Genomic DNA, 24,314 nt, shown 5'->3' on the forward strand with positions numbered 1-24,314 from the left:
TGCGTCTGCGACATCCTCACACCCACGTCCGGGGGCGGTAGCGGTTGGCCCGCTCCACCAGTTCGATCCTCTCCTCGCCGCGCTGAGCGAGCCTGGCCAGAGTTCGGTACGAGCGTTCAAGACCGAGGCGGAGGCCGCGCTCGTCCAGATCGCTGCCGAGCACCACCGTGCGCACGGGATCCTGCGGCGGACCGGAACCCTGCCTACCGGAGAGTACCCAGTCCAGAGCCGTGCCGAGCACCTCGGTGGACAACTGCTCGCGGCGCACCGCGTCGAGGCCGAACGAGTCGAGCGCCTCGACCTGTCCCGCGGCGGCCGTCAGGTCGTGCAGCAACGGGTCCCCGTTCGCCCCCTGTGCCGTCCGCCCCCGCAGCCGCGAGCGCACCGCGGCGACCCGCGCCGCCGTGTAGTGGATCGACGACTCGGGCACCGACTCCAGGGTGCGCACCGCGCCGCCCCGGTCACCGGCGGCGAGCTGCACGCGCGCGAGGCCGAACGCCGCGCTGACGTAGCTCGGGTCGGTCGACCACACCAGGCGGTAGTACTCCGCCGCGTTGTCGAGCTGGCCCAGCACCTCCGCGCAGACGCCGAGCGCCAGCTTCGGCGCGGGCTCGCCGGGGAACGCGTCGTATATGGCGTCGAAGGACAGCGCCGCGTTCGTGTGGTCACCGGTCGCGAGCGCCGCGACGCCCCGGTACCAGACCACCCGCCAGTCGTCGGGATGGTCGGTCTCCAGCGCCGCCAAGCCGCGTGCCGCCGAGTCGACTTCGCCCATTTCGAGGCGCGCCCGCAGCTCCCGAAGGCGCAGTTCGAGGGAGTCGGCGGGCGCCGCGTGCAGGGCCGCGATCAGCTCGGCGGGGGCCGAGGCCATCAGGCCCGCGAGGAACCCGGCGTTCGGATCGCCCGGATCGACGCGCGGCACCGGGAGCGCGAGCGCGGTGCCCTGCGCCTGTAGTGGCTTGACGATCTCGGTGGACGACGGCGGCAGGGCGGGCGCGGCGGGCGGCGGGGGCAGCTCGGCCGCCGCCTTTCCCGGGCGCCGGCCGTTCCGTACGCGTACGGGGGTCTCCCGCGCCCCGAGCGGCGACACCTCGCCTTCGAGCAGGCCGAACAGCTCCGTGTCCGTGACCTTCACCTCGGGCCCGAACAGCGTGGAGAGGGCGGGCCGCGGCCGGTTCGTCTGGAGCGCGACGACCTCGCGCAGGACGCCCGTCAGCTGCTCGGCCATCTCCTGCGCGGAGGCGAAGCGGCGGGCAGGGTCCGGGTCGGTGGCGCGCACGAGGAACCGGTAGAACGACTCGTACGTGCGGAAGACCTCGATGTTGTCGGGGTCGGGCAGGGAGTCCACGAACACGTTCGTGTAGCCCTGGAAGTCGAAGGTGAGCAGGGCGAGCGTCCGGGCCACGGTGTAGAGGTCCGAGGCGATGGAGGGCCCCACCTCGGCGACTTCGGGCGCCTGGAAGCCGACGGTCCCGTAGATCGCGCTCTCGTCGTCGTCCATCCTGCGGACCGCGCCCATGTCGATGAGCTTGAGCTGGTCCTCGGTCTGGATCGCGTTGTCGACCTTGAAGTCGCAGTAGAGGAGATTGCGGCTGTGCAGATGGCCGAGCGCTTCGAGCGCCTCGATGCCGTACGCGCACGCCTGCTCCACCGGCAGCGGGTCGCGCCTGCCCTCGGGGGTGCGCCGCTCGTTGGCGATCTCCTTGAGGGACTTGCCGCCCACGTACTCCATGACGATGTATCCGTCCAGGGAGCCGGTGCGCTGGTCGAGGTGCTCGACGAAGTTGTAGATGCGGACGATGTTGGAGTGCTCGATCTCCGCGAGGAAGCGGCGCTCCGAGATCGCGGCGGCCATCGCGTCCTGGTCGCCCGTGTCGAGCAGGCCCTTGAGGACCACCCAGCGGTCCGACACGGCGCGGTCGACGGCGAGATAGACCCAGCCGAGGCCGCCGTGCGCCAGGCAGCCCACGACCTCGTACTGGCCGTGCACGACGTCGCCCGTGGCGAGCTTCGGTACGAAGGAGTACGGGTGGCCGCACTTGGTGCAGAACCCTTCCGTACGGCCCGGCCGCTCGCCCCGCGAACGGCCCACCGGGGCGCCGCAGTCGGACCTCGAACAGAATCGCTTCCGCTCGGGCACTTCGGGGTGCTCCTGCACCATCGCGCGCGGATCGGGCCGCGGCACGTCCGGCACGTTGACCAGGCCGACGCCGAGCCGCGCCCGGCCCGAACCGCTCGCGCCCGCCCCGGAGCTGCGCACCGACACCGAGCGCGACGTCGAACTCCCTGAAAGGGAGCGGGAGAGCCGGCCGGACACCGACCTGCGGGACTGCGAGGAGCGCGCCGACGTCCTGGCCGAGGCCCGCGAACTGGAGCCGGAGCTCTGCGAGCCGCGATGCCCGCCACCGGCGATCCCGGTCGGCTGCGAGGCCACCATGCCGCTCGGCGACACGACCGGGGCGAGCCCGCACATGTCGCAGTACAGCTCGCCGCCGCCCATGTCCTCGTAGGAACCGGTACAGCCGGGCCGCTGGCAGGAGGACGCCGCGGCCACGGGCGCGGGCTGTGGGCGGGCGGCGGGGCGGTGGGTGGGGGCGCTGCCCCCGTAAGTGCCACCGGCCGTCTGCGGTTTCAGGCCGCACGTGTTGCAGTACAGCTCGCCGCCCATGTCTTCGTACGAGCCCGTGCAACCCGCTCTGCCGCACTTCTGTGGCGCCACGCTCACGACTCCCCCCTGGCCGTTCTGTCGGCGGGCGCGGACAGCGTGTCCGCCGCCGCCCGTTGATACCGCAGCACCGCCGCCTCCGCGGCGCGCAGATTGCAGGGCGCGCTCCACAGCATGCGGCGCGCCGCGTCGTACCGCTCCACCAGGAACGGGTCCTCGGCGAAACCGAGCCTGGCCACCTTCGCCTTGTACGCGTCGAGGCGCCCGCGCAGCTCCGCGCGGATCGCCAGCGGGGCCGTCACCGCCGTCAACGACTCGCGGGCGCGCAGCAGTTCGTCCTCCGCCTTCGTCTCAAGCGACTCCAGGAGCGGCGAGAGCCGGTTCCACTGGCCGTGCCTGCGGTACTCGGCCGCCGTCGCCAACTGCTCCTGCAACACCGTCGGCGGACCCGACACCGCGGGCACCTCCGACCCGGCTATCTTCGCGAGCACCTCGCCGCGAGCCGACCTCGCCTCGGCGAGCGTGCGGTCCGCGCGCGACAGCACGTCCCGCAGCCGGCCGAGCCGCACCTCCGCGTCCTGCCGCACGCCGAGCACGGCCTCGATCTCCCGGCGCACGTCCTCCAGGGCGCGGGCCTCCCGGTCGTACGCCGTGGTGTCGGGGCGGCCGCCGCCGGGCGCCGAACTCCCCGCCGCCTTCTGCCAGTACGTGAGCGGGTCCGAGACCACTTCCTCGCGCATCCGGGTCAGCGAGCCGGTGATCCGCTCCAGGTCGTCGCCCGCCGGATGCTCACCGGGGCGCACTCCTACGGAGTGCGCGAGCTGCCGGGTGCGGGCCAGCTCGGCGGCGAGCATGTCGATACGGGCGGGCAGCGCCGACCACACCGCGTCGGCGGCCACCACCATGTCGAGGGACGAGGCGTACAGCGTGTTCATCCGGTCGACGAGCGCCGCGAGCGTGAACTGCTCGGACAGCTTCGCGGGCCCGGTGATCGAGGGCGAGGTGCCGCCCGCGCCGGGGCCCGGCGCGATGGTGACGGACTCGCCGCGCAGCAGCTCCGTCAGCTCCGACAGGTCGCCGCGGCTGGGCAGCCTGCGCCGCGAGCGGATCTCCCGCGCCGTGCGCAACGCGTCCGCGTACGCGTCGAAGTACGCCCACAGCAGCGTGATCTCCTGGTCGGCCGAGGCCCAGCGCTCCTGGGTCGTCCCGGTCAGCCGGGCGCCCTCCAGGAGTCTGCGCCCCGCGTGGTCCTGCAGGGCGAGCAGGGACGTCTCGATCGCTTCGTGCTCCGCGCCGAGCCGGGCCAGGGCACGGTCCACCTCGTCCCGGTCCATCACTGGACCAGCGGGTCCCCCGACGCCCATCGATCACCTCTCGCTTTCCCGAGTCCTCGTCAAGTCCCTGCCGCACCGCTCCGCTTGTCCTGCCGGCTCCTACTGGTACTTCGGCGCGGGCGGCCCCGAAGAGGAGCCGAGCGCCGGCTTCAGCCAGTGGTCGTACGACTTCTGCCAGCCGTCGGACTTGCGGTAGTCCACCAGCACCTGGTTGACCCGGCGCACCAGGTCGTCCGCGCCCTTCTTCATGGCGACGCCGTAGAACTCCTCGGTGTACGGCTCGCCCTTGAGCTCCACCGTCGGGTCCTGCGCGGCCTGGCTCGCGGCGAGCGCGCCGTCGGTGACCACCGCGTCGACCTCGCCGAGCTGGAGCCGCACCAGGCAGTCCAGCTGGTTCGGCACGGTCGTGGAGATGTCGGTGCTCTGCGGGAGACCGCCCTCGTCCACCGGCTTCTTCTTGCCGTCCTCCAGCGACGACGCGGCCGTCGAACCGGTCGCCGCGCAGATCCGCTTGCCCGCGAGCGAGGCCCCGTACCCCTTGATGTCGGAGGTCTTCGGGGCGAGCACCTGCTGGCCGGTCTGGAAGTACGCGGTGGAGAACGCGACGTCCTCGAGGCGGTCGCAGCTGATGGTCATCGTGCGGACCACCATGTCGACGTCGCCGTGCTGGATCGCCGGGATGCGCTCGTTGGTGGGGATGGCGCGGAAGCGGACCGCGTCCCGGTCGCCGAGGATCTTCTCCGCGATCTCGTGCGCGAGATCGATGTCAAAGCCCTCCAACTCGCTGGTCTTCGCCGTGCTGTTGGGGTCGCGGTAGCCCCAGCGGTAGCTGTTCTGGTCGACGCCGACCGAGAGATAGCCGCGGTCCTTGACGGCCTGCACCGCGCTGCCGCTCTCGCTGCCCGAAGGGGAGAGGCTGCGCTCCGGCTCCTTGCCCTTCACCGAGGGGTCGCAGTCGCCCGCCCTGGCCTGCCGGCCGTCGGCGACGCCACCGGACGCGTAGCTCGTCGTGCCGCTGTCGGTGGGGCGCTGTTGCTGGGTCAGCGGGAGCAGCAGCGCGAACACCGCCGTCAGGGCGCATGCCACCGCCATGGCGGCCACGCCGCCCCAGCCGCGCAGAGTCACCTTCCGCACGTTCCTTCGCTCGCTCATCGCCGCACCCCCTCTCACCGGTACTCCGAAAGCCTGCGTCCGATACCGAACACCGCGCCGGCCGCGGCCAGCACCGCCAACACCGCCGCCCCCACGGGCAGTCCGGTCATCGCGTCGAGACCGCCGCTCGCCTTGTCACTGAACTGACGCTGCTCGTGCACGAGGGCCGTGTCCAGATTCTTGTCCACCAGATCGAAGCATTCACCTGTCGGCTTGTCCTTCTTCGAACCGATGATCTTGTCGAGCGCGCCCTGGTAGTTGCCGGAGTCGTCCTGCTCCCGCGCGTCCTGGTGACGCTTGCGCCACTCCTTCATGCTGTCGTTCGCCTTGGTCACGGGCGCGCGGCCCGTGGTGTCGCCCTCGTCGTCGGCGAGCGCGTACGCGGCGTTCAGCTTGCCGGCGAGCGCGGTCATCTCCTGCTGGAAGTCGACGTCGTACTTGTCCTTGGTCTCGCCCTTCACGGACACCGTCTCCGCGCCACGGCTGACCAGCGTCAGGTTCTCGCTGCCCCGCGCCTTCAGGGACGCGATGCTCGCGTCGTGCAACACGTTCAAGGACCGTACGCCATGGTCATAGGACGCACTGAGTCCGCTGCGCGCGACGGTGTGACCGACGACGAGCCACAGCAGCACCACGGTGGCCGCCGCGGTGGCGGCGACGAGCCCCTGGTTGAACACCCGGTTCGTACGCCGGTAGTTGCGCCGCTGTGCCCACGCGAGGCCCGCGAGCGCGAACACGCCGAGGACGATGGCGATCCACGGGTAGGGCGTCGCCGAGTCGTAGTCGTTCCGCAGCCGCTGGTTCTCCGTCTTGTAGAGATCCTCGGCGGCCGGGAGCATCTCGGTCTGCATCTTCTCGTTCGCGTACCGCAGATAGGCGCCGCCCAGCGGGAAGCCCTGCCGGTTGTTGGCCCGGGCCCGCTCGATGAGGCCCTTGTACTGCGGCAGCAGCTTGTTCAGCTCCGCGATCGTCCCGGCAGAACGGGTGCCGGGGTCGGTGCTGGTCGCCGCGGTCACCAGCTTGTCCGCGGCGTTCCTGATGTCGCGCTCGTACCGGTCGCGCACAGCCGCCGGTTCCTGGCCCCCCGCCAGGAAGCCGCTGGACGCCGCCGTGTTGGCGTCGGCGAGCGAGCGGTAGATGTCGGCGGCGTCGGCGCTCAGCGGCTGGCTGGAGTGCAGCACGTCGTCCGCGGCCGCCGAGCGGTCCGTCATCTGCCAGGCCGTCGTCGCGCCGAACGCCACGACGAGCAGCGCGAGGATGGCGCCGATGATGCGCAGCCTGCCGGGCTCGGTCGTGGCCGCGGCCTTCAGCCGGTCCACGCCCTCCGCCCAGGCGGTACGCCGCCGGGGCGGAGGCGCGCCGGGCGGACCGCCCCGCTGCGCCTGTGGTGGCACGCCCGGAATGGACGGCGCGGCGGCGGGACGCTCCGGCGGCGCCACGCTCCCGTTCGACGGGTATGTCACTTCGACCCTCCCCCATGGTCGTACGTCGGTCGCAAGTATCGCTTCCGCGACTGACATCCGCACGGGCATTCGCTGGATCTTGTGCGGAAGCGCTCCGCTGTGGAACACGTGGGGGCGGGGGGTTCGGTTCCCTGGTCGTGTCTGCGGCGACGTGGTCGAGGTCGCGGGGCGCTGCCCCGGACCCCGCGCCTCAATCGCCGGCGGGGCTTGATTGTGGTCGAGTTATGCGTAATACGCCCGCACTCTTGCATGGATCTCCGGAGGAGCTCCCACTGCGTCCAGGCCCAGGAGTGCTGCTCCCAGTACCGGGCGTTCTGTCACCACGCGGGGGATTGCGTGCGGCGCCTTGGTGGACAGCAATATCCGTACGCGGTCGTTGAGTTGGGGGTGTTGGGCTGCCAGGACGCTGCCGCCCAGGAGGACCGGGGCCGGCTCGTCCAGGAGGTCGAGGCGGCGTAGGGCCACTGTTGCCATTGCCACCACCTCGTCGGCCATGCGCTCGACCAGGGAGCGGGCCACCGGGTCGTCGGCCGCCGCCGTGGCGAAGAGGACCGGGGTGAGTTCGTGGCGGCGGAGTGCGGGGATGTGGCCCAGGTGCAGCGCCTCGATCAGGGCGTACATGGAGTCGAGGCCGAAGTGGGCGGGCAGGGCGTGCATCAGGGCCGTGGGCCCGCCGCGGCCGTCCTCCGCGCGTGCGGCGAACCAGATGGCCTCCTCTGCGAGGCCGCCACCGCCGCCCCAGTCGCCGGAGAGCCGGCCGATCGCGGGGAACCGGGCCGTGCGGCCGTCGGGCAGCATCCCCGCGCAGTTGACGCCCGCCCCGCACACGACGGCGACGCCGCGCGGTTCGGCGTCCTCCAGGAGCCCGGCGCGCAGTACGGCGAAGGTGTCGTTGCGTACGTCGACCCGGGATCCCCAGCGGCGTGTGGTGAGGGCTGCCGCCAACTCCCGTTCCTCCACCGGGAGATCGGCATTGGCCAGGCACGCCGACACATGGTCGACGGTGCCCACGCCCGCCTGCGCGAAGGCGCGGTCGACCGCCTCCGCCAGGACGTCCACGGCCGGTGTCACGTTCGCCCGGTGGGGCTGGAACCCGCCGCCGCGGGCCGCGCCGACGACGGTGCCGTCGGCCGCGACCACCGCGACGTCGGTCTTGCTGTTGCCCGCGTCGATGGCGAGGACGGTCATGCCCACGCGAGGTGCTCCCGGTTGTGCGCGATCAGTTCGTCCGTGAGGCGGTCGGCGTATTCGATCTGGCCGATGAGGGGGTGCGCGAGCAGCGCGTTGAAGACGCGGTCCCTGCCGCCCTTGAGGGCCGCCTCCAACGCCAGGTCCTCGTAGGCGGTGACGTTGGCGATGAGGCCCGCGTACAGGGGGTCGAGCTTGGCGACCGGCAGCGGCTTCGCGCCCTTCGCGTCGACGGAGGCCTGTACCTCGATGACGGCGTCGTCGGGGAGGAAGGGGAGAGTGCCGTTGTTGTACGTGTTCACCACCTGGTGCGGGCTGCCGCCGCCACCGAGGAGGGACGCGGCCAGGTCGACCGCCGCCTCGCTGTAGAAGGCGCCGCCCCGCTTCGCGAGCAGCTCCGGCTTCTCGTCGAGCGTCGGGTCGCCGTACAGCTTCAGCAACTCGCTTTCCATCTCCGCCACTTGAGCGGCGCGGGACGGCTTCGTGCGCAGCTCTCGTACGACCGCGTCGTGCTGGTAGTAGTAGCGCAGGTAGTAGGACGGGACGACGCCGAGGCGGTCGACGACCGCGCGCGGCATGTGCAGGTCCTCGGCGATGGCGTCGCCCTGTTCGGCGATCAGGCGCGGCAGGACGTTCTCGCCGTCGGGGCCGCCGAGGCGTACGCCCAGCTCCCACGTCAGGTGGTTGAGGCCGACGTGGTCCAGGTGCACCTCCTGCGGCGTCACGTCCAGGAGCCGGGCGAACTTCCGCTGGAAGCCGATCGCGACGTTGCACAGGCCGACGGCCTTGTGGCCCGCCTGAAGCAGTGCCCGCGTCACGATGCCCACCGGGTTGGTGAAGTCGATGATCCAGGCGTCCGGGTTGGCGCGGCGCACGCGTTCGGCGATGTCGAGGACGACGGGCACGGTCCGCAGCGCCTTCGCGAGGCCGCCGGCGCCGGTCGTCTCCTGGCCGACGCAGCCGCAGTCCAGCGGCCACGTCTCGTCCTGGTTGCGCGCGGCCTGCCCGCCGACGCGCAGTTGGAGGAGGACCGCGTCGGCGTCGGCGACGCCCGCGTCCACGTCGGACGTCGTACGTATGACGCCCGGGTGTCCCTGCTTGGCGAAGATGCGGCGGGCGAGGCCGCCGACCAGTTCGAGGCGGTCCGCGGCCGGGTCGACGAGCACGAGCTCCTCGATCGGCAGCGTGTCCCTCAGCCGCGCGAACCCGTCGATGAGTTCGGGTGTGTAGGTCGATCCTCCGCCGACCACGGCGAGCTTCATAGAAATCCCTTAGCCCTTTACTCCGGTGAGGGTGACGCCTTCGACGAAGGCCTTCTGTGCGAAGAAGAAGACGAGGCAGACCGGCGCCATCACCAGGAGCGTGGCCGCCATCGTCAGGTTCCAGTTGACGCTGTGCGCGGACTTGAAGGACTCAAGGCCGTAACTCAGCGTCCAGGAAGCCGGGTTCTGGGCCGCGTAGATCTGCGGCCCGAAGTAGTCGTTCCAGCAGTAGAAGAACTGGAAGAGGGCGACGGCGGCGATGCCCGGCTTGGCCATCGGCACCACGATCTTCAGCAGCGTGCGCAGCTCGCCGCAGCCGTCGACCTTCGCCGACTCGATGTACTCCTTCGGGATTGTCAGCAGGAACTGACGGAGCAGGAAGATCGAGTACGCGTCGCCGAACGCCATCGGGATGATCAGCGGCCACAGGGTGCCGGAGAGGTGGAACTGCTGCGCCCACACCAGGTACATCGGGATCACGATGACCTGCGGCGGAAGCATCATCGTCGAGATGACGAGGAGCATCGCCGTGCGCCGCCCGCGGAAGCGGAACTTGGCGAGCGCGTACGCGACGGGGATCGCCGAGCACACGGTGAACAGCGTGCCGAGCCCCGCGTACAGCAGCGAGTTCTTCCACCAGTCGAGGAAGCCGTCCGTCTGAAGGACCGCCTTGTAGTTCTCCCAGTGCCAGGAGTCCGGCCACAGGTCGCCGCTCATCGCCTGCCCGTCGCTCATCACGGACGTCAGGAAGACGAACACGAAGGGGAGGACGAAGAGCAGCGCGACCGCGATCGCGATGCTGTGCACGGCGATCCAGTGCAGGATCCGTTGGCGGCGGGCGCGCCGGGCGGCCGGGCCGCTCTCGGGTGCGGGCCCGGTGGTGACGGCGGGGCGCGGCCTCAAGGTCGTAGTGGTCATGTCGATCAGTCCTCCGCCGCGAGCAGACCCGAGCGCTTGCGCATGAGCAGCGAGGTCACGGCCATGGCAATGGCGAACAGGACGAGCGAAAGCACGCACGCCGCGCCGGTGTTGAAGTTCTGGAAGCCCATCGAGTAGACGAGCTGCGGGACGGTGAGCGTCGAGTGGTCGGGATATCCCGGCTGGATGACGGTGCCGGGACCGATCGATACGCCCGACGCGATCTTTCCGGCGACGAGGGCCTGCGTGTAGTACTGCATGGTCTGCACGACGCCCGTCACCACGGCGAACATGACGATCGGGGTGATCGAGGGCCACGTCACGTAGCGGAACTTGGCGAAAGGACCGGCGCCGTCCAGCTCGGCCGCCTCGTACTGCTCCTTCGGTACGTCGAGCAGCGCGGCCATGAAGATGACCATGAGGTCGCCGATGCCCCAGAGGGACAGCAGGACGAGCGAGGGCTTGGCCCAGGTGGGATCGTTGAACCAGTTGGGGCCCTCGATGCCGACCTTGGCGAGGATCTCGTTGACCGGCCCGCTGCCCGGGTTGAGCAGGAAGACGAAGGCGACGGTCGCGGCGACCGGCGGCGCCAGATACGGCAGGTAGAAGGCGGTCCGGAAGAATCCGACGCCACTCTTGATCTTGGTGATGAGCAGCCCGAGCGAGAGTCCGAACACCACGCGCAGCGCCACCATCACCACCACGAGCCACAGCGTGTTCCACAGGGCGGGCCCGAACAGCGGCATGTCCCGGAACACGTACACCCAGTTCCGCAGCCCCACGAAGGTGGGCGCCTTGATCTGGTTGTAGTGCATGAACGAGAAATAGACGGTGGCGAGCAGCGGATAGGCGAAGAAGGCGCTGAATCCGATCAGCCAGGGGGAGAGAAAGCCCACGGTGCGCAGTCTGCGGCGGGCAGGCCTGGAAAGGGTGAGTGCCATACGAGAATGTCCCGTTCCTCAGTTCTGCGACTGCAGGGTGTCGGCGTCGATGAGTTTGTCGAGGCGCCGCAGACCGGCCTTCAGGTCGTGGACCTCGCCGGCCTCCTCGCCGTAACTGAAGTCCTGCAGCTGCGTGATGTACATGCCGCCGTTCGTGGAGGGCGGCATCACCTGGCTGTACTTGTTCTTCGCGATGCCGAGGAAGGTGCGGAATGTCGGATCGGCGTCCAGCTTCGGTGACTTGAGCGCGGCGAACGTGGACGGCACGTTGTGAATGGCGTTGGCGAAACCGACCACCTGATCGGTGTCGGAGGTCAGGAATTTCACCAGCTCCCAGGCCGCGTTCTGGTGCTTGCTGCTGTGCGCGATTCCGGTGACGGTGCCGGTCAGATAGCCGCGCCCGTACGTCTCGGCCTGGTCGTCGGGGACGGGCAGCGGCGCGACGCCCCAGTCGAACTTGGCCTTGGCGTCCTTCAGCATGAGCCCGCGCCATTCACCGTCCATGTGCATGGCCAGCTTGCCGCTGAGGAAGGCGTTCTGGTTCGACATCTCGTCGCCGAACGAGGTCCGGAACTTCTCCAGGGCCCCGTATCCGCCCTGCGCGTCCATCAGCTTCTTCGTCGTCTTGAAGTAGTCGTACGTGTCGGGTTCCTCGGCGAGCCGCGAATTCCCCTTGGCGTCGAAGTACTTGGGCCCCCACTGGCCGAACATCCGGTCCGGGCTGTTCTGGTAGAGCCGGAAGTTCGGCATGAAACCGACGCGCTTGTACGAGGAGTTTTGGGAGGACCCGTCCTTCACGGTGAGCTTCTTCGAGTCGGCGATGAACTCGGACATGGTCCGGGGCGGCCGATCGATGCCCGCCTTCTTGAAGGCGTCCTTGTTGTAGTACATGCCGAAGGCGTCGGCGAGGAGTGGCAGGGCGCACTGGTTGCCGCGATAACTCGTGTAGTCGAGAAGGGACTTGGGGAAGACCTTCGTCTTGTCCATTCCCGTCTTCTTCATGAACGGGTCGAGGTCGACCCACATGCCGGAGTCGCAGTACTGGCCGACGTTGTTCGTGGTGAAGGAGGAGACGACGTCGGGGGCCTCGTCGCCACCGGCCCGCAGGGCCTGATTGGTGGTGGCGTCCGTGACGTTGCCGGTGGCCTGCACCTTGATGTTCGGGTGCAGCTTCTCGAAGCGGGCGATCGACTCGTTGATCGCCTTCACCTCGCCGGGCGCCGACCAGCCGTGCCAGAACTTCAGCGTGACGGGCTTGGTCGGGTCGTCGGCGGCGCTGCCGGTACTCGGATTGGCGCAGCCGGCGAGCAGCAGTCCGGCCGCGGCGAGCCCTACGGGCGCGCGCAGGGGTATGCGCCATCGCGGCATGGCGAACGTCCTTTACGTGTACGGGGGTTGGGGGAGTGTTCCAGTACGTGTACGGGGGTTGGGGGAGTGTTCCAGCGGTCAGGCGTTGCTGGTGTCGAAGACGGTGGCGCGGGCCTGGGTGAGGGCGGTGCGCAGGGCGCCGGTGAGGATGGGGTCGCCGGCGAGGTCGCTGATGCGCAACTGGGGGCGGGGCAGGGCGAGTCCGGTGAGCTGTTCCTCGACGCGGTCGCGCAGGGCGTCGCCGCCGGCCCGGGCGACCTGCCCGGACAGGACGACGAGCTCGGGGTCGACGACGGCGACGACGGCGGCGAGTCCGGTGGCGAGCCGCCGGGCCACCTCGTCGAGGACGTCCTGCTTGTCGAGTGCCTCGGTCAAGTCCTTGACCCCGCCCGCGAGTTCACGCACCGCAGCGGCGGCGACGAGGCTTTGCAGCCCGCCGCCCCCGTCCGAGCGGGCCACGGCGTCGGTGCCGCCGCGCGCCAGGGGAGCCCCCGGCAGCGGCATGTAGCCGATCTCGCCCGCGCCGCCGGTCGCCCCGCGCAGCAGCGTCCCGCCGAGCACGATCGCGGCGCCCACGCCCTCGTCGACGTACGCGAGCACGAAGTCGTCGTGGTCCTGCGCGGCGCCCTCGTACTGCTCGGCGATCGCGGCGAGGTTGACGTCGTTCTCGATGGAGACGGGCGTGCCGAGCACCTGGGCGAGGTCGTCGCGCAGCGTGCGGGAGTGCCAGCCCGGCAGGTGCGGGGCGTAGCGGAGCTGTCCGGTGCCCGGGTCGATGGCGCCGGGGGTGCCGATGACGGTGGCGGTGAGGTCGCCGTGCCCGAGCCCCGCCTGGCGCAGCGCCCCGTCGGTGGCCTCGGCGACGAGCTGGGCGGTGCGGTGCCGCACGTCCTCGCTCACGGCGTGGGCCTCGATGCGGCGGCGGCCGCGTTCGGCGCCGGTGATGTCGGCGACGACGGCGGTGATGCCGGTCGGGTCGGCGGAGAGGGCGGCGACGTGCGCGGCGCCGGGGTCGATCTCGTACAGCAGGGCGTTGGGACCCGGGCGGCCGGTCTGGCTGCCGGTGGTCCGGACGAGCCCGGCGGTTTCGAGGCGGCCGAGGAGCTGCGAGGTCGTCGGCTTGGAGAGGCCGGTCAGCTCACCGATCCGGGTGCGGGTGAGCGGGCCGTGGGCGACGAGGAGGTCGAGCGCGGCGCGGTCGTTCATGGCGCGCAGGACGCTGGGGGTGCCGGGGGTACCGGGGATGCCTGGGTTGGCAGCCATCGTGGGGGACCCGCCTCCTCGCACTGTTAGGAAACTTTCCTATCGGGGTGCGAGGAACGTAAGGCGCGTGTGTGGGGGACGTCAATAGGTGCGGGGCCCCAATAGGGGAGGGCCGCCCAGAGGGAAGGGGCCGCGCACTGTGTGTGCACGGCCCCTTCGGCTCCTCAAGGCAGCTGGGACGACAAAGACCCGGATCGAAGTTCAGGCTGAGATGCCTTCGATCCGGGCCAGGGCCTCGTCCGCGCCGAACGGCTGCAAGTACGGCAGCCAGCACGGATCCCTATGCCCGGTCCCGATGATGCGCCAGGCCAGGCCCGACGGCGGAGCCGGCTTGTGGCGCAGGCGCCAGCCGATCTCCACCAGGTGGCGGTCGGCCTTGGTGTGGTTGCAGCGGCGGCACGACGCCACCACGTTCTCCCAGGCGTGCTGACCCCCGCGGCTGCGCGGGATCACGTGGTCGACGCTGGTTGCGACGCCACCGCAGTACATGCACCGGCCGCCGTCACGGGCGAACAGTGCGCGTCGGGTCAGAGGAACGGGCCCCCGGTAGGGAACCCGGACGAACCGCTTGAGCCGGACGACGCTGGGAGCGGCGACAGTACGTGTTGCGCTGTGCATAAAGGCGCCGGACTCCTCGAGGCACGTGGCCTTGTTCTCGAGAACGAGTACGAGCGCGCGGCGGAGCGGTACGACGCCGAGGGGCTCGTACGACGCGTTGAGGACCAGGACATGCGGCACGGATGCCTCCTTGTACGCCGGCGGCGCGTGGCTCGCGCCGGGACGATCTCCTAGCCAGTCTCCCCTCACGGCTGGTCGTGGCGCCACCATGTCCGCGTAACGGCCTTGGAGTGTTTTCGAGCACACACTCCTTCATTCCCCGCCCGGACCTGGTGAAGACCCTTGGTGCGCCGCGCGGGTTCACGTGACCACTGTCTCTCCGTGGAATGTGACGACGATCCACACACGATGCCCCGTTAGTGTGGTGTTTCTGCCCGCTCCTGTCCCCGAGCTTCGTCCCGAGGCGGGCAGATGGCTACGCCTGGAGGTACCTGCCGTGATCTTGTCCGTCCTGTCGGCCACGGGGACGAGCGACGTCTCGTCCGACCCCGCGAAACCCACACTCAAGGACGCCCAGGAGCAGGCCGGACAGGCCGCCGGCTGGGTCGAGCAGAACTGGTCCACCTGGCTGAGCGTCGGCCTGCGGATTCTGCTGATCGTCGTCATCGCTTTTGTGCTGCGCGCCGTGATACGCCGCACCATCACCAAGTTCGTCGACCGGATGAACCGCAGGAGCGAGGCCGGCGCCACGTCCGCGCTCGGTGGTCTTCTTGTGAACACGGAGCGGCGCCGGCAGCGCTCGGAGGCCATCGGCAGCGTGCTGCGCTCGGTGGCCTCGTTCGTGATCCTGGGCACCGCCGCCCTCATGGTGCTCGGCGCGTTCAAGATCAACCTCGCACCGCTGCTCGCGTCCGCCGGTGTCGCCGGTGTCGCGATCGGTTTCGGTGCGCGCAACCTCGTCACCGACTTCCTCTCCGGCGTCTTCATGATCCTCGAGGACCAGTACGGCGTCGGGGACACGATCGACGCGGGCGTCGCCTCCGGCGAGGTCATCGAGGTCGGCCTGCGCGTGACGAAGCTGCGGGGCGCCGAGGGCGAGATCTGGTACGTGCGCAACGGCGAGGTCAAGCGGATCGGCAACCTCTCCCAGGGCTGGTCCACCGCGGCCGTCGACGTCACCGTCCGCGCCGACGAGGACCTCGACAAGGTCAAGGAGACCCTGACCGAGGTCGCCGAGACCATGAGCAAGTCCGAGCCGTGGAACGAGATGCTGTGGGGCCCGGTCGAGGTGCTCGGCCTGGACAGCGTGCTGCTCGACTCCATGGTGGTGGGAGTCTCCGCCAAGACCATGCCCGGCAAGTCCCTGACCATCTCGCGCGAGCTGCGCTGGCGCATCAAGCGGGCCTTCGACGAGGCGGGCATCCGCATCGTCGGCGGCGTCCCGGCCCAGGTGGACGGCGAGTCCGCCGACCCGTCGGCCGGCGTCTCGGCCCCGTCGGCCTACGCGTCGGCCACGTCCCCGCAGTCCCTTGCGGCGTCGCCGATACCGCCGGCGAATCTGTCGAAGTAGCCAACGGGCCTACGAGGACGGGGGCGCGGGAGAACTTCTCCCGCGCCCCCGTCCTCGTATCCGAAGCCGTCACGCCACCCTGAGCCGCGACGGGTGTGTCGAGCGGTGCAGGAGCGGCAGCGCCGTGGCGGTGGCCAGCAGGCAGGCCGCGCCGACGCCCACCGGGACGAGGAGTGGCAGTGCCCAGGGGACGGACTGCCCCGCGATCCTCGCGTACGCCGTGTGGATCGCCGTGCCGCCGAGTGTCGCGAGGACGAGGGCCGGGGTCAGCGACAGGGCCGTCTCCAGGAGCAGCGCCCGCGTCAGGATCCGGCGCGGCACCCCGGCCGCGACCTGCGCGGCGAGCGCTCGGCGCCGCGAGGACAGTGACTCGGCGGTGCCGACCGCGAGCGCCGCCAGGCTGATCAGCAGGGCGATCAGCACCGCGGTGGCGGTGAGGTTCAGGCCGTACGTGTAGTAGCCGACGTCCTGCGGCACGCCGGTCTCGGCCTCGTTCGCCGCCAGTTGGTCGAGCATCACCTCACGGAGCCCGGCCAGGCCGACCCCGACGACGGTGACCAGGATGACGGCCGCGTGGCTGCGGGCCGCCGACCAAGGGTCCTCCTGCAGTCGGTGCGCGGCCAGCAGCACAGCGGGACGTTCGGTGCGCGGAGCGAACCGCCGCCCGATGAGCCGGGCGGCCGTCCCCGCGACCCAGATGGCGCCCGTCCCGCTCAGCACCACGGCGCCGACCACGAACAGCGGCAGGGACGCGGCCGTACCGGAGCTGCCGCGGACGAGGACCAGGCCCGCGCCGAGCATGACGAGGACGACGGGCAGCAGAAGCCCGAGGAGGAGCCCGGGACCGCGCCCCGCCCCCTCCCGCCGCACGTGCCCCAGCGGCGAGGCGACCCGGCGCAGCGCCACCGCGCTCACCAGGACGCCGAGCACCGGCACCGCGAGCGTCACGACGGCGGCGCCCAGCCATGCGACGGGGTCCACCGCCCGGTCCACGCTCAGCGCGGCCGTCGCGAACCCCGCGTATCCGATGAGCGCCCCCGCCAGGCACGCGAGCCCGGCCTCCAACGCCGCGATCCGCCGCACTTGCTTCGGGCCCGCCCCGGCGAGCCGCAGCCCGGCGAGCCGCCGGTCGCGGTGGACCGCGCCGATCCGGGCGCACTGCCCGAGGAGGCCGAGCACCGGGACGAGGAGCAGGAGCAGCCCGGCGACGACGCCCCGCCGTGTGCCCGGCTGGTCCAACAGGCCGTTCCCATAAGGGAACTGGACCTGGCCGCGCACGCTCGCGAGGGCCACGGCCGCGCACGCGAACCCGGTCGCCGCCGTGGCGCCGAGCGCCGTGAGCACCGCCCGCCGCCGCTCCAGGCGGTCCGCGCCGCGGGTCAGCAGCCAGGCGAGGCGCAGATCGGAGGAGACGCTCATCGGGTCACCGCCGTCGACGGCGCGGACGTGTCCTGCGTCGCTCCGTCCAGCAGCCGCACCTCCCGGTCCGCGTACGCCGCGACCTGCGCCTCGTGCGTCACCAGGACCACGGCCGTGTGCGTCTCCCGGGTCGCGTGGACCAGGGAGGCGAGGACCTGCTCGGTGGCCAGCGAGTCGAGCGCGCCGGTCGGCTCGTCGGCGAAGACGACCTTCGGCTCCGTCACCAACGCCCTTGCCAGGGCCACCCGTTGGGTCTGTCCGCCGCTCATCGCGCCGGGCCGCAGCTCGCGCTGCCCGCGCACGCCGAACCGCTCCAGCCACGCATCGGCCTCCGCCTGCGCCGCGGCGCGCGGTCGTCCCGCGAGCAGCAGCGGCAGCGCCACGTTGTCCAGGGCCGACAACTCCGGGATGAGCTGGCCGAATTGGAGGACGACGCCGAACTCGGTGCGGCGCAGCTCGCTCAGCCGCTCCTCGTCGAACCGGTGCAGGGGTTCGCCCGCGTACGTCACCGTGCCCTCGTCGGGGCGGGCGATGCCGGCCAGGCAGTGCAGCAGCGTCGACTTTCCGCTGCCGCTGGCGCCCGTGACGGCGACGAACTCGCCGGGGCGCACGTCGAAGCCGACGCCGCGCAGCGCCGGAGTCTTTCCGTACGCCTTGGTCAGACCCACGGCGGACAGGAGGGAGGGAGTGCTCATGTTGCAGTGACCTCCGCGGTCAAAGTGGCGAGCCTGGCCGCCGTGGACGCCATCCAGCGCAGGTCGGCGTCGAGGTGGGCCAGGGCGTAGTCGGCGGACAGGACGGTGGTGAGGTCCGCGCCGGGGTCGGTCTTCAGTGCGGTGAGCTCACGCATGCGTGCCATGTGGGCGGCGCGCTGTTCGTGCAGATGGGTGTCCGGGTCGGCGCCCTGCTCCGCGACGAGGATGGAGACGACGACCTTGGCGAAGATCTCGTTGGTGACGTGCGGGGCGGGCGGAGTGATCTCCCGTGTCCAGTCGAGAAGTTGGCGCGACCCGTCGGTCGTCACGCGGTAGAGGGTGCGCTCCGGGCCACCGTCGGAATCGGTGCCCTCGACCTCCACAAGGCCGTCCCGGACCAGGCGCTGGAGTGTCGTGTACACCTGCGCGTACGCGAGCGGGCGGGCCTGCGGGAAACGTTCGTCGTGGCGTCGCTTGAGGTCGTAGCCGTGGCGCGGACCGGAGGCGAGCAGCCCAAGGAGGACATGGCGGGTGCTCATGCGAGGAGTATGTACCGCGTATATGTATCGAGTACATAGTTGCCGCGAGAAGTGCCGGAAGTGGGAAGGTCCGTTCCGGCTCAGCGGCGCGTGCGGTTCACGCGCCGCCGCTCACTTGTGCTCGTCCGCGACCCCGTACGCCCCCACACTCCACAACGAAAACCCGTACTGCGTCGCCCTCTTGTCGCCCACGACCCGCACGAAGCGCACGTCCTTCGCGTCCATGCGGACCGACTCGTGGCCGCCCTGGCCGTCCCGGACGGTTGCCGCCGTGCGCCAGGTGCGGCCGTCGGGGGAGGTCTGGACGCGGTAGTGCCTGGCGTAGGCGTCCTGCCAGTGGAGGGTGACCAGGCCGAGGCGGGTGGGCTTGGCGAGTTCGACCTGCCACCATTCGCCGTTCTTCACGGGGGAGGACCAACGCGTCAACGTCTTGCCGTCGTTGGCGGCCTTCGCCGGGAAGTCCGGGGTCTCGTCCGCCGAGGAGGAGGCCTTGCCGGAGCGGGCCAGGTCGGGGCCCGCCGTGCGGGGGTAGGCGCGGACCGAGAGGGTGCGGGTCTCGTCGCCGAAGGTGAAGGGGATGGAGTACGTGCCCGCGGGGGTGTCCGCGGGAACCGTCACCTCGACGGGTACGTCGACCTTTGTGCCGCGCGGGAGTTCGGACTGGTGCGGGAGGTCGACCTTGATGCCGTGCGGGGCCTTCGTCGTCAGGCGGCCGCGTACGGCGCCCGGGCGCTGCGCCGTCAGGTGGGCCGTCAGTCGCTGGGGTGCGCCGCCGATTTCGGCGTCGGTCTCCGTGCGGGCCAGGGTGACCGAGGCCGCGGGGGAGTCCGCGTACCAGGGGACCACGTGGGTCACCGCGTCGGACGACGCGCCCGTGACGCGTACCGCGTCCGCGCGGGTGTTGTGGGCGTCCAGCTCCGTGAAGCCGCCGTCCGTGAGCGCGCCGATCCGCTTCCAGCCCTCGCCGGGTGCGTGCGCCTCGACCGTGCCCGAGGTGCCGGGGTCGGCGAGGACCGTGACCGTGGACAGAGCGCGGGCGCGCGGGAGTTCGGCCTTCGCGCCCTTCGACGCGTCCGCGCGGTCCGTGCCCGACCAGGAGGCGAACTCCTTCTCGGCCTTCGTCAGGAACGGGTCCAACACCCCCTTGCCGACCGTGACGTTCGACTGCTTCAAGTCCTTGCGGAGGGACGACAGGCGGCGTGCCGCCTTCCATGCCGCCGCCTTGTCGTCGCGGCTCGCCGCCTCCAGCATGTCGACCGCGGCCTCGCCCGCCTGCCCGTAACGGCCCAACTTGTCAGCCCATGGCCGGACTTCGGAGTCGAGTTCCGTGCCGTCGAGGGCCGAAGGCGTGCGGCGCATCTGGGTGAACGCGTCGCGCAGGGCCGCCGCCGTCTTCTTGGTGCTGTCCGCGTCCGTCGTCGTGCGCGCCTTCCGGAACGCCGAGATCAGCGGCTTCAGATACGCCGACTCGTCCGCGCCGAGCACCGACGACGCGTCGTTGCCCGCGAGGGCGGCGAGCGCCTCCTCGGTCTGCTTGTCGCCGTCCGCCAGATCGTCGATCGCCGCCTGCCAGGACTCCTGCGCCCGGTAGTCGCGCGGGTTCCAGGCGTAGTCCGCGGTCGTGAACAGCGGGATGCGGGAGGCAGCGGGCTGCTCCATGGCCGTGGCGAGGACCGCCGCGGAACCGGAGGCCACGGCGGGCTCCCGGCCCATGTACGGGCCCAGGAATATCCGGTCCTGCGCGTAGTCGTTGACCGGGTAGTTGTCCATCGTGAGCAGCTTGTGCCCGCCGCCGAACGCGCCCTGCACGCCCGCCAGTTCGCCACCGGTGATCGTGCGCGGCACCACGCCGACGCCCGTCCACGCGACCTCCACCGCGTCGTCCAGATCGCGGGCGAGCGCCGTCCGGTACTCCGTCGTGCCGTCCTGGTAGTACTCGGTCGGCATCAGGGACAGCGGCCCGGCGCCCGGGTGCCGGGCCGCGAGGTGCTTCGCCACCGCGTTCGCGACCTTCGCCTGCGCCTTCGCCGCGGAGTCGGGACCGGAGCCGAACTCCCGCGCGTCCGACGCGCAGTGCCACTCGCTGTACGACACGTCCTGGAACTGGAGCTGGAAGGCCCGCACCCCGAGCGCCCACATCGCGTCGAGCTTGCGGGTGAGCGCCTTGATGTCGTCCGGCGACGACATGCACATCGCCTGCCCCGGCGCCACGGCCCAGCCGAGCGTCACGTGGTTGGCGCGGGCCCGCTCGGCGAGCCTGCGGAAGTCGGCGCGCTGGTCGGCCGGGTACGGCTCGCGCCAGCGGGCCTGGCGGTACAGGTCGTCGCCGGGCGCGTACAGGTAGCGGTTCTGCTTGGTGCGGCCCATGAAGTCGAGCTGGTCCAGGCGCTGCTCCGTCGTCCACGGAGTGCCGTAGAAACCCTCCGTCAGACCGCGTACGGCCGTGCCCGGCCAGTCCCGTACGACAACCCCCGCGACGGTCCGCCGGTCGATCAGCTGCCGGAACGTCTGCGCCGCGTGGAACAGGCCGTCGTCGCCGATGCCCTCGATGGCGACGGTCGGCGTCCCCGCCGCGCGGCCCACGGCGAGCCGGTAGCCGCCGGACGGCAGATCGCCGCGGGCGCTCGCGCCGAGGCCCCGCAGGGTCGCGTCGAGAGAGCCGGCCCTCCCCTTGCCCGAGTCGGGACGGTAGTCGCCCGCGCCCGTCCTGGCCTGCGGGGACTCGGTGGCGAGCCGCACCACGAGCCGCGCGTCGCGGGGCACGTCGTGCTCGGCGGAGACCTGCCGGACGTCCCGCGCCCCCGCGCCCTTCAGTGCCTTGCGCAGCGCGTCCACGGCGTACGAGTCGGAGCCCGGCGGCACCAGGAGCGTCACCTCGTCCGGGACCGCGACCTCGTCCGCATCGTCCGACGCCTTGAGGGACTGCGGCCGCGGCCACACCGCGGGCAGCTTCGCGTCCGACTTCAGGTCCCCGGTGGTCGTCCCCGGCGTCGGGGGAGCGGCCACGGCCCCCGTGGCCCCGCCCAGCGTCCCGGCGATGACGGCGACCGCGAGGGCAGCCGCCCTCTTCCTGCGCCGGAGCTGCACGGCGTACTCCCTGTGGTTCGAACCTGACTCAAGAGGCACAAGGATAGAAGGGAGGAGGCCGTCGATGGGCGGTAACCGGCCCTACCGACGAGTTGCCTGGTCGAACGGGATTTTTTTCGGCTGTTCAGGCCCTCGGGCAAAGTTCCTTTCGTTGTACACACTGTGACCAGTAACACGTTGTTCGGTGAAAGAGGCCTGAGGTCGTAGCTTCTGGGTAGGTCTTTCGACTCCCGACGCCTTACGACGAAGGAGGCCCCCGTGGCCGCATCAGCACAGCTCCTGCTCTCGGCCCTCTCCAAACAGGCGGACCTCAGCATGATCGACGACGCCGACGTCACCAGCACCTGCTCCTTCGAAGCGCCCCTCACCAGCGAACCCGCCTTCGCGGACTACGCCCCCCTGACTTCCGAGCCGCCCATGACGGACGAGTCCCCCCTCACTTCCGAGCCCACACCCACCGGTCTCGCCGCGGGCTGAGTTCGATGACGCAGGCCCGGATCGCCGCGCTGCACGGAGTGGCCACCTCCTACTCCCCGGCGCCGGGCCGCACCGTCCACGCCTCGGACGCGGCGGTGGCGGCGGCCCTCGCCGCGCTCGGCGTGGACGTGAGCGCGGATCCGGCCGAGCCGCCCGAGCGGCTGCTGCCGCCGACCGTGGTGGTGTGGGCCGACGGCAGCGTCCCGCGTTGGGTGACGGGCCTGCCCGAAGGGGCCGAGCTGCGGCTGCGGCCGGAGGGCGGGGACCGCTTCGACCCCTGGGACCCCGGCACCGCGACCCCGCCAGGCACGCACCGGCTGCGCGTCGGCACACCCGACGGGCGCCGCGCCGAAGCCCATCTGATCGCCGCGCCGCCCACAGCGCCGGCCCCGCCGCCGCGCACCCACGGACTGCTCGTCCAGCTCTACTCGCTGCTCTCCACCCGCTCCTGGGGGATGGGCGACCTCGCGGACCTGGCCGACCTGGCGTCCTGGTCGGCCCGCACCCACGGCACCGGATTCCTCCAGGTCAACCCGCTGCACGCGGCGGTCCCCGCCGGGCCCGACGGCGGCACGGACCCGTCGCCGTACCGCCCCTCCTCGCGCCGCTTCCCCGACCCCGTCCATCTGCGGATCGAGGACATACCCGAGTACGCGTACGTCCCCCAGCACGCCCGGGAGGCCGCCCGGCTGCGCGAGGCGGTGCTCACCCAGGGCGCGCTGATCGACCGGGACGCGGTGTGGGCGCTGAAGCGGACGGCGCTCGAAGCGATCCACGAGGTGCCGCTCACCCCCGGCCGGCGCGCCTCCTACTGGGACTTCCTCGCCGCACAGGGCACGGCCCTGGAGGACCACGCCACGTACTGCGCGCTCGCCGAGCGGTACGGCCCCGACCTGCACACCTGGCCCGCCGCCCTCCAGGACCCGCGCTCGCCGCAGACCGGCCACGCCCGCCGGGAGCTGATGGACCGCGTCGACTTCCACTGCCGGCTCGCCTGGCTCACGGACGGGCAACTCGCCGCCGCCCAGCGTGCGGCGCGCGAGGCGGGCATGCCGATCGGGCTCGTGCACGACCTCGCCGTCGGCGTGCACCCCGGCGGCGCCGACGCGTGGGCGCAGCGCGACGTCTTCGCGCAGGGCATCAGCGTGGGCGCGCCCCCGGACGCCTTCAACGCGCGCGGCCAGGACTGGGGCCTGCCGCCGTGGCGCCCCGACCGCCTCGCGGAGACCGGCTACGCCGCCTTCCGTGACCTACTCCGCAATCTGATGCGGCACGCGGGCGCCATCCGCATCGACCACGTGATGGGCCTGTTCCGGCTCTGGTGGATCCCGGAGGGCCTGCCGCCGACCGAGGGCTGTTACGTCCACTACGACGCCGAGGCCATGCTCGCCGTGCTGCTCCTGGAGGCGTCGCGCTCGGGCACGTACGTCATCGGGGAGGACCTCGGCACCGTCGAGCCGGGCGTGCGCGGGACACTGCACGCGCGCGGGGTGCTCGGCACGTCCGTGCTCTGGTTCGAGCGCGACTGGGAGGGCGACGGACGCCCCGTCCCCGCCGAGGCCTGGCGCACGGACTGCGTCGCCACCGCCACCACCCACGACCTGCCGTCCACCGCCGCCCGCCTGAGCGGCGACGACGTACGGCTGCGCGAGCGGCTCGGCCTGTCGTCGGCGAGCGGGGCGGAGGCGGCGGCCGAGGTGGCGGAGTGGCTCGCCCTGTTCGCCCGGATGGGCCTGTTCGCGCACGGAACGCGGGACGAGGAGGAGGCGGTGCGTGCGGTCCACCGGTTCCTGTGGCGCACGCCCGCCCGGATGACCGGGGTGTGGCTGCCCGACCTGGTGGGCGACCGGCGCCCGCAGAACCTGCCCGGCACCTGGGCCGAGTACCCGAACTGGCGGCTGCCCGTCGCCGACGCCGAGGGCCGGCCCGTCACCCTGGAGGAACTGGCCGCGTCCCCCCGCGCGCACGCCCTGCTCGGCGTGTTCGCGGAGGCGTCCGCGGGAGCCGAAGTCCCCCTTACAGGCCCCCCGGACGCGCGGCCCGTTTAGGCGTTCGCTACGTTGGCACCGTGGACAAGAAGAACGCCCTGCGCGCCGGCGCCCTGGCCTCCGGTACGACGCTGATGATGCTGCTGATGTCGTCCCCCGCGCTCGCGCTCACGCGCGACGACGGCGACGACCCGGGTACCGGCCTGAGCGTGATCGAGACGCTCGGCCTCTACGTGGTGACGCCGATCGTCCTGTTCCTGGTGATCGCAGGACTGGTCTCGCTGGGCGACAAGTCCCGTAAGCAGCCGAAGCAGGGCTGAGGCCCGGCTTCCACACGGTTTCCCCGTCGAGGGCACCCACCGCGTTCTTTCGCGGCGGGTGCCCTCGACGCGTCTGTACGGGCAGGATGGGCGGGTCGATCCGGGCG

19 protein-coding genes are annotated in these 24,314 nt (G+C 71.5%); 4 read left to right on the forward strand and 15 right to left on the reverse strand.

Translation table 11 applies throughout. From position 1 onward, the window contains the following. Positions 1-16: 16 nt before the first annotated feature. From OG746_RS27695 to OG746_RS27745, 11 genes are all read right to left on the reverse strand, one after another. Positions 17-2,500, reverse strand: coding sequence for a serine/threonine-protein kinase (locus OG746_RS27695; RefSeq protein ID WP_266725469.1), 2,484 nt, complete (start codon positions 2,498-2,500; stop codon positions 17-19). Positions 2,501-2,721: 221 nt separating this feature from the next. Continuing rightward, complete coding sequence (locus OG746_RS27700; RefSeq protein ID WP_266719548.1) at positions 2,722-4,029, reverse strand: hypothetical protein; 1,308 nt, start codon at positions 4,027-4,029, stop codon at positions 2,722-2,724. Positions 4,030-4,098: 69 nt separating this feature from the next. Next, the gene (locus OG746_RS27705; protein WP_266719550.1) at positions 4,099-5,151 is read right to left on the reverse strand and encodes a glutamate ABC transporter substrate-binding protein; all 1,053 of its coding nucleotides are present in this window, start codon (positions 5,149-5,151) and stop codon (positions 4,099-4,101) included. A gap of 14 nt (positions 5,152-5,165) precedes the next feature. Next, entirely contained in the window at positions 5,166-6,614 is a 1,449-nt protein-coding gene (locus OG746_RS27710; protein WP_266719552.1) for a GlnX family signal transduction membrane protein, read from the reverse strand. A 222-nt stretch (positions 6,615-6,836) separates the two neighbouring features. Beyond that, positions 6,837-7,802 (reverse strand): N-acetylglucosamine kinase, encoded by a 966-nt coding sequence (locus OG746_RS27715; RefSeq protein WP_266725471.1) that lies wholly within the window; start codon positions 7,800-7,802, stop codon positions 6,837-6,839. Then, complete coding sequence (locus OG746_RS27720) at positions 7,799-9,064, reverse strand: 6-phospho-beta-glucosidase (RefSeq protein WP_266719554.1); 1,266 nt, start codon at positions 9,062-9,064, stop codon at positions 7,799-7,801. Before OG746_RS27720 ends, OG746_RS27715 begins: the two co-directional genes overlap by 4 nt. 9 nt (positions 9,065-9,073) lie before the next feature. Then, entirely contained in the window at positions 9,074-9,982 is a 909-nt protein-coding gene (locus tag OG746_RS27725) for a carbohydrate ABC transporter permease (protein WP_266719556.1), read from the reverse strand. A gap of 5 nt (positions 9,983-9,987) precedes the next feature. Continuing rightward, the gene (locus OG746_RS27730; protein WP_266719558.1) at positions 9,988-10,923 is read right to left on the reverse strand and encodes a carbohydrate ABC transporter permease; all 936 of its coding nucleotides are present in this window, start codon (positions 10,921-10,923) and stop codon (positions 9,988-9,990) included. Between the two features lie 18 nt (positions 10,924-10,941). After that, positions 10,942-12,291 (reverse strand): extracellular solute-binding protein, encoded by a 1,350-nt coding sequence (locus OG746_RS27735; protein WP_266719560.1) that lies wholly within the window; start codon positions 12,289-12,291, stop codon positions 10,942-10,944. A gap of 78 nt (positions 12,292-12,369) precedes the next feature. After that, entirely contained in the window at positions 12,370-13,554 is a 1,185-nt protein-coding gene (locus OG746_RS27740) for an ROK family transcriptional regulator (protein ID WP_266719562.1), read from the reverse strand. Positions 13,555-13,755: 201 nt separating this feature from the next. Further along, positions 13,756-14,292, reverse strand: a complete 537-nt coding sequence (locus tag OG746_RS27745; protein WP_266719564.1) for an HNH endonuclease — start codon at positions 14,290-14,292, stop codon at positions 13,756-13,758. 316 nt (positions 14,293-14,608) lie between these two features. Here OG746_RS27745 and OG746_RS27750 point away from each other — a divergent pair, with 316 nt between their 5' ends. Then, positions 14,609-15,682, forward strand: a complete 1,074-nt coding sequence (locus tag OG746_RS27750; RefSeq protein ID WP_266719566.1) for a mechanosensitive ion channel family protein — start codon at positions 14,609-14,611, stop codon at positions 15,680-15,682. A 69-nt stretch (positions 15,683-15,751) separates the two neighbouring features. Here OG746_RS27750 and OG746_RS27755 read toward each other — a convergent pair whose 3' ends face one another. The 4 genes from OG746_RS27755 to OG746_RS27770 form a co-directional block, all read right to left on the reverse strand. After that, entirely contained in the window at positions 15,752-17,101 is a 1,350-nt protein-coding gene (locus OG746_RS27755) for an FtsX-like permease family protein (protein ID WP_266719568.1), read from the reverse strand. Continuing rightward, a complete protein-coding gene (locus OG746_RS27760; RefSeq protein WP_266719570.1) occupies positions 17,098-17,796 on the reverse strand; it encodes an ABC transporter ATP-binding protein in 699 nt (232 codons plus the stop codon). Before OG746_RS27760 ends, OG746_RS27755 begins: the two co-directional genes overlap by 4 nt. Further along, entirely contained in the window at positions 17,793-18,335 is a 543-nt protein-coding gene (locus tag OG746_RS27765) for a PadR family transcriptional regulator (RefSeq protein ID WP_266719572.1), read from the reverse strand. Before OG746_RS27765 ends, OG746_RS27760 begins: the two co-directional genes overlap by 4 nt. Positions 18,336-18,446: 111 nt before the next feature. Then, on the reverse strand, positions 18,447-21,422 hold the full coding sequence (locus OG746_RS27770; RefSeq protein ID WP_266719574.1) for a glycoside hydrolase family 84 protein: 2,976 nt from the start codon (positions 21,420-21,422) through the stop codon (positions 18,447-18,449). Positions 21,423-21,680: 258 nt separating this feature from the next. Here OG746_RS27770 and OG746_RS27775 point away from each other — a divergent pair, with 258 nt between their 5' ends. The 3 genes from OG746_RS27775 to OG746_RS27785 are packed head-to-tail and all read left to right on the forward strand — an operon-like array spanning position 21,681 to position 24,207. Next, the gene (locus tag OG746_RS27775) at positions 21,681-21,899 is read left to right on the forward strand and encodes a hypothetical protein (RefSeq protein ID WP_266719575.1); all 219 of its coding nucleotides are present in this window, start codon (positions 21,681-21,683) and stop codon (positions 21,897-21,899) included. A gap of 5 nt (positions 21,900-21,904) precedes the next feature. Beyond that, a complete protein-coding gene (gene malQ / locus OG746_RS27780) occupies positions 21,905-23,947 on the forward strand; it encodes a 4-alpha-glucanotransferase (RefSeq protein ID WP_266719577.1) in 2,043 nt (680 codons plus the stop codon). Between the two features lie 20 nt (positions 23,948-23,967). After that, on the forward strand, positions 23,968-24,207 hold the full coding sequence (locus OG746_RS27785; protein WP_266719579.1) for a hypothetical protein: 240 nt from the start codon (positions 23,968-23,970) through the stop codon (positions 24,205-24,207). Positions 24,208-24,314: the final 107 nt, after the last annotated feature.

The sequence above is a fragment of the Streptomyces sp. NBC_01016 genome (assembly GCF_026341035.1).
In the GTDB taxonomy this organism is placed as follows: domain Bacteria; phylum Actinomycetota; class Actinomycetes; order Streptomycetales; family Streptomycetaceae; genus Streptomyces.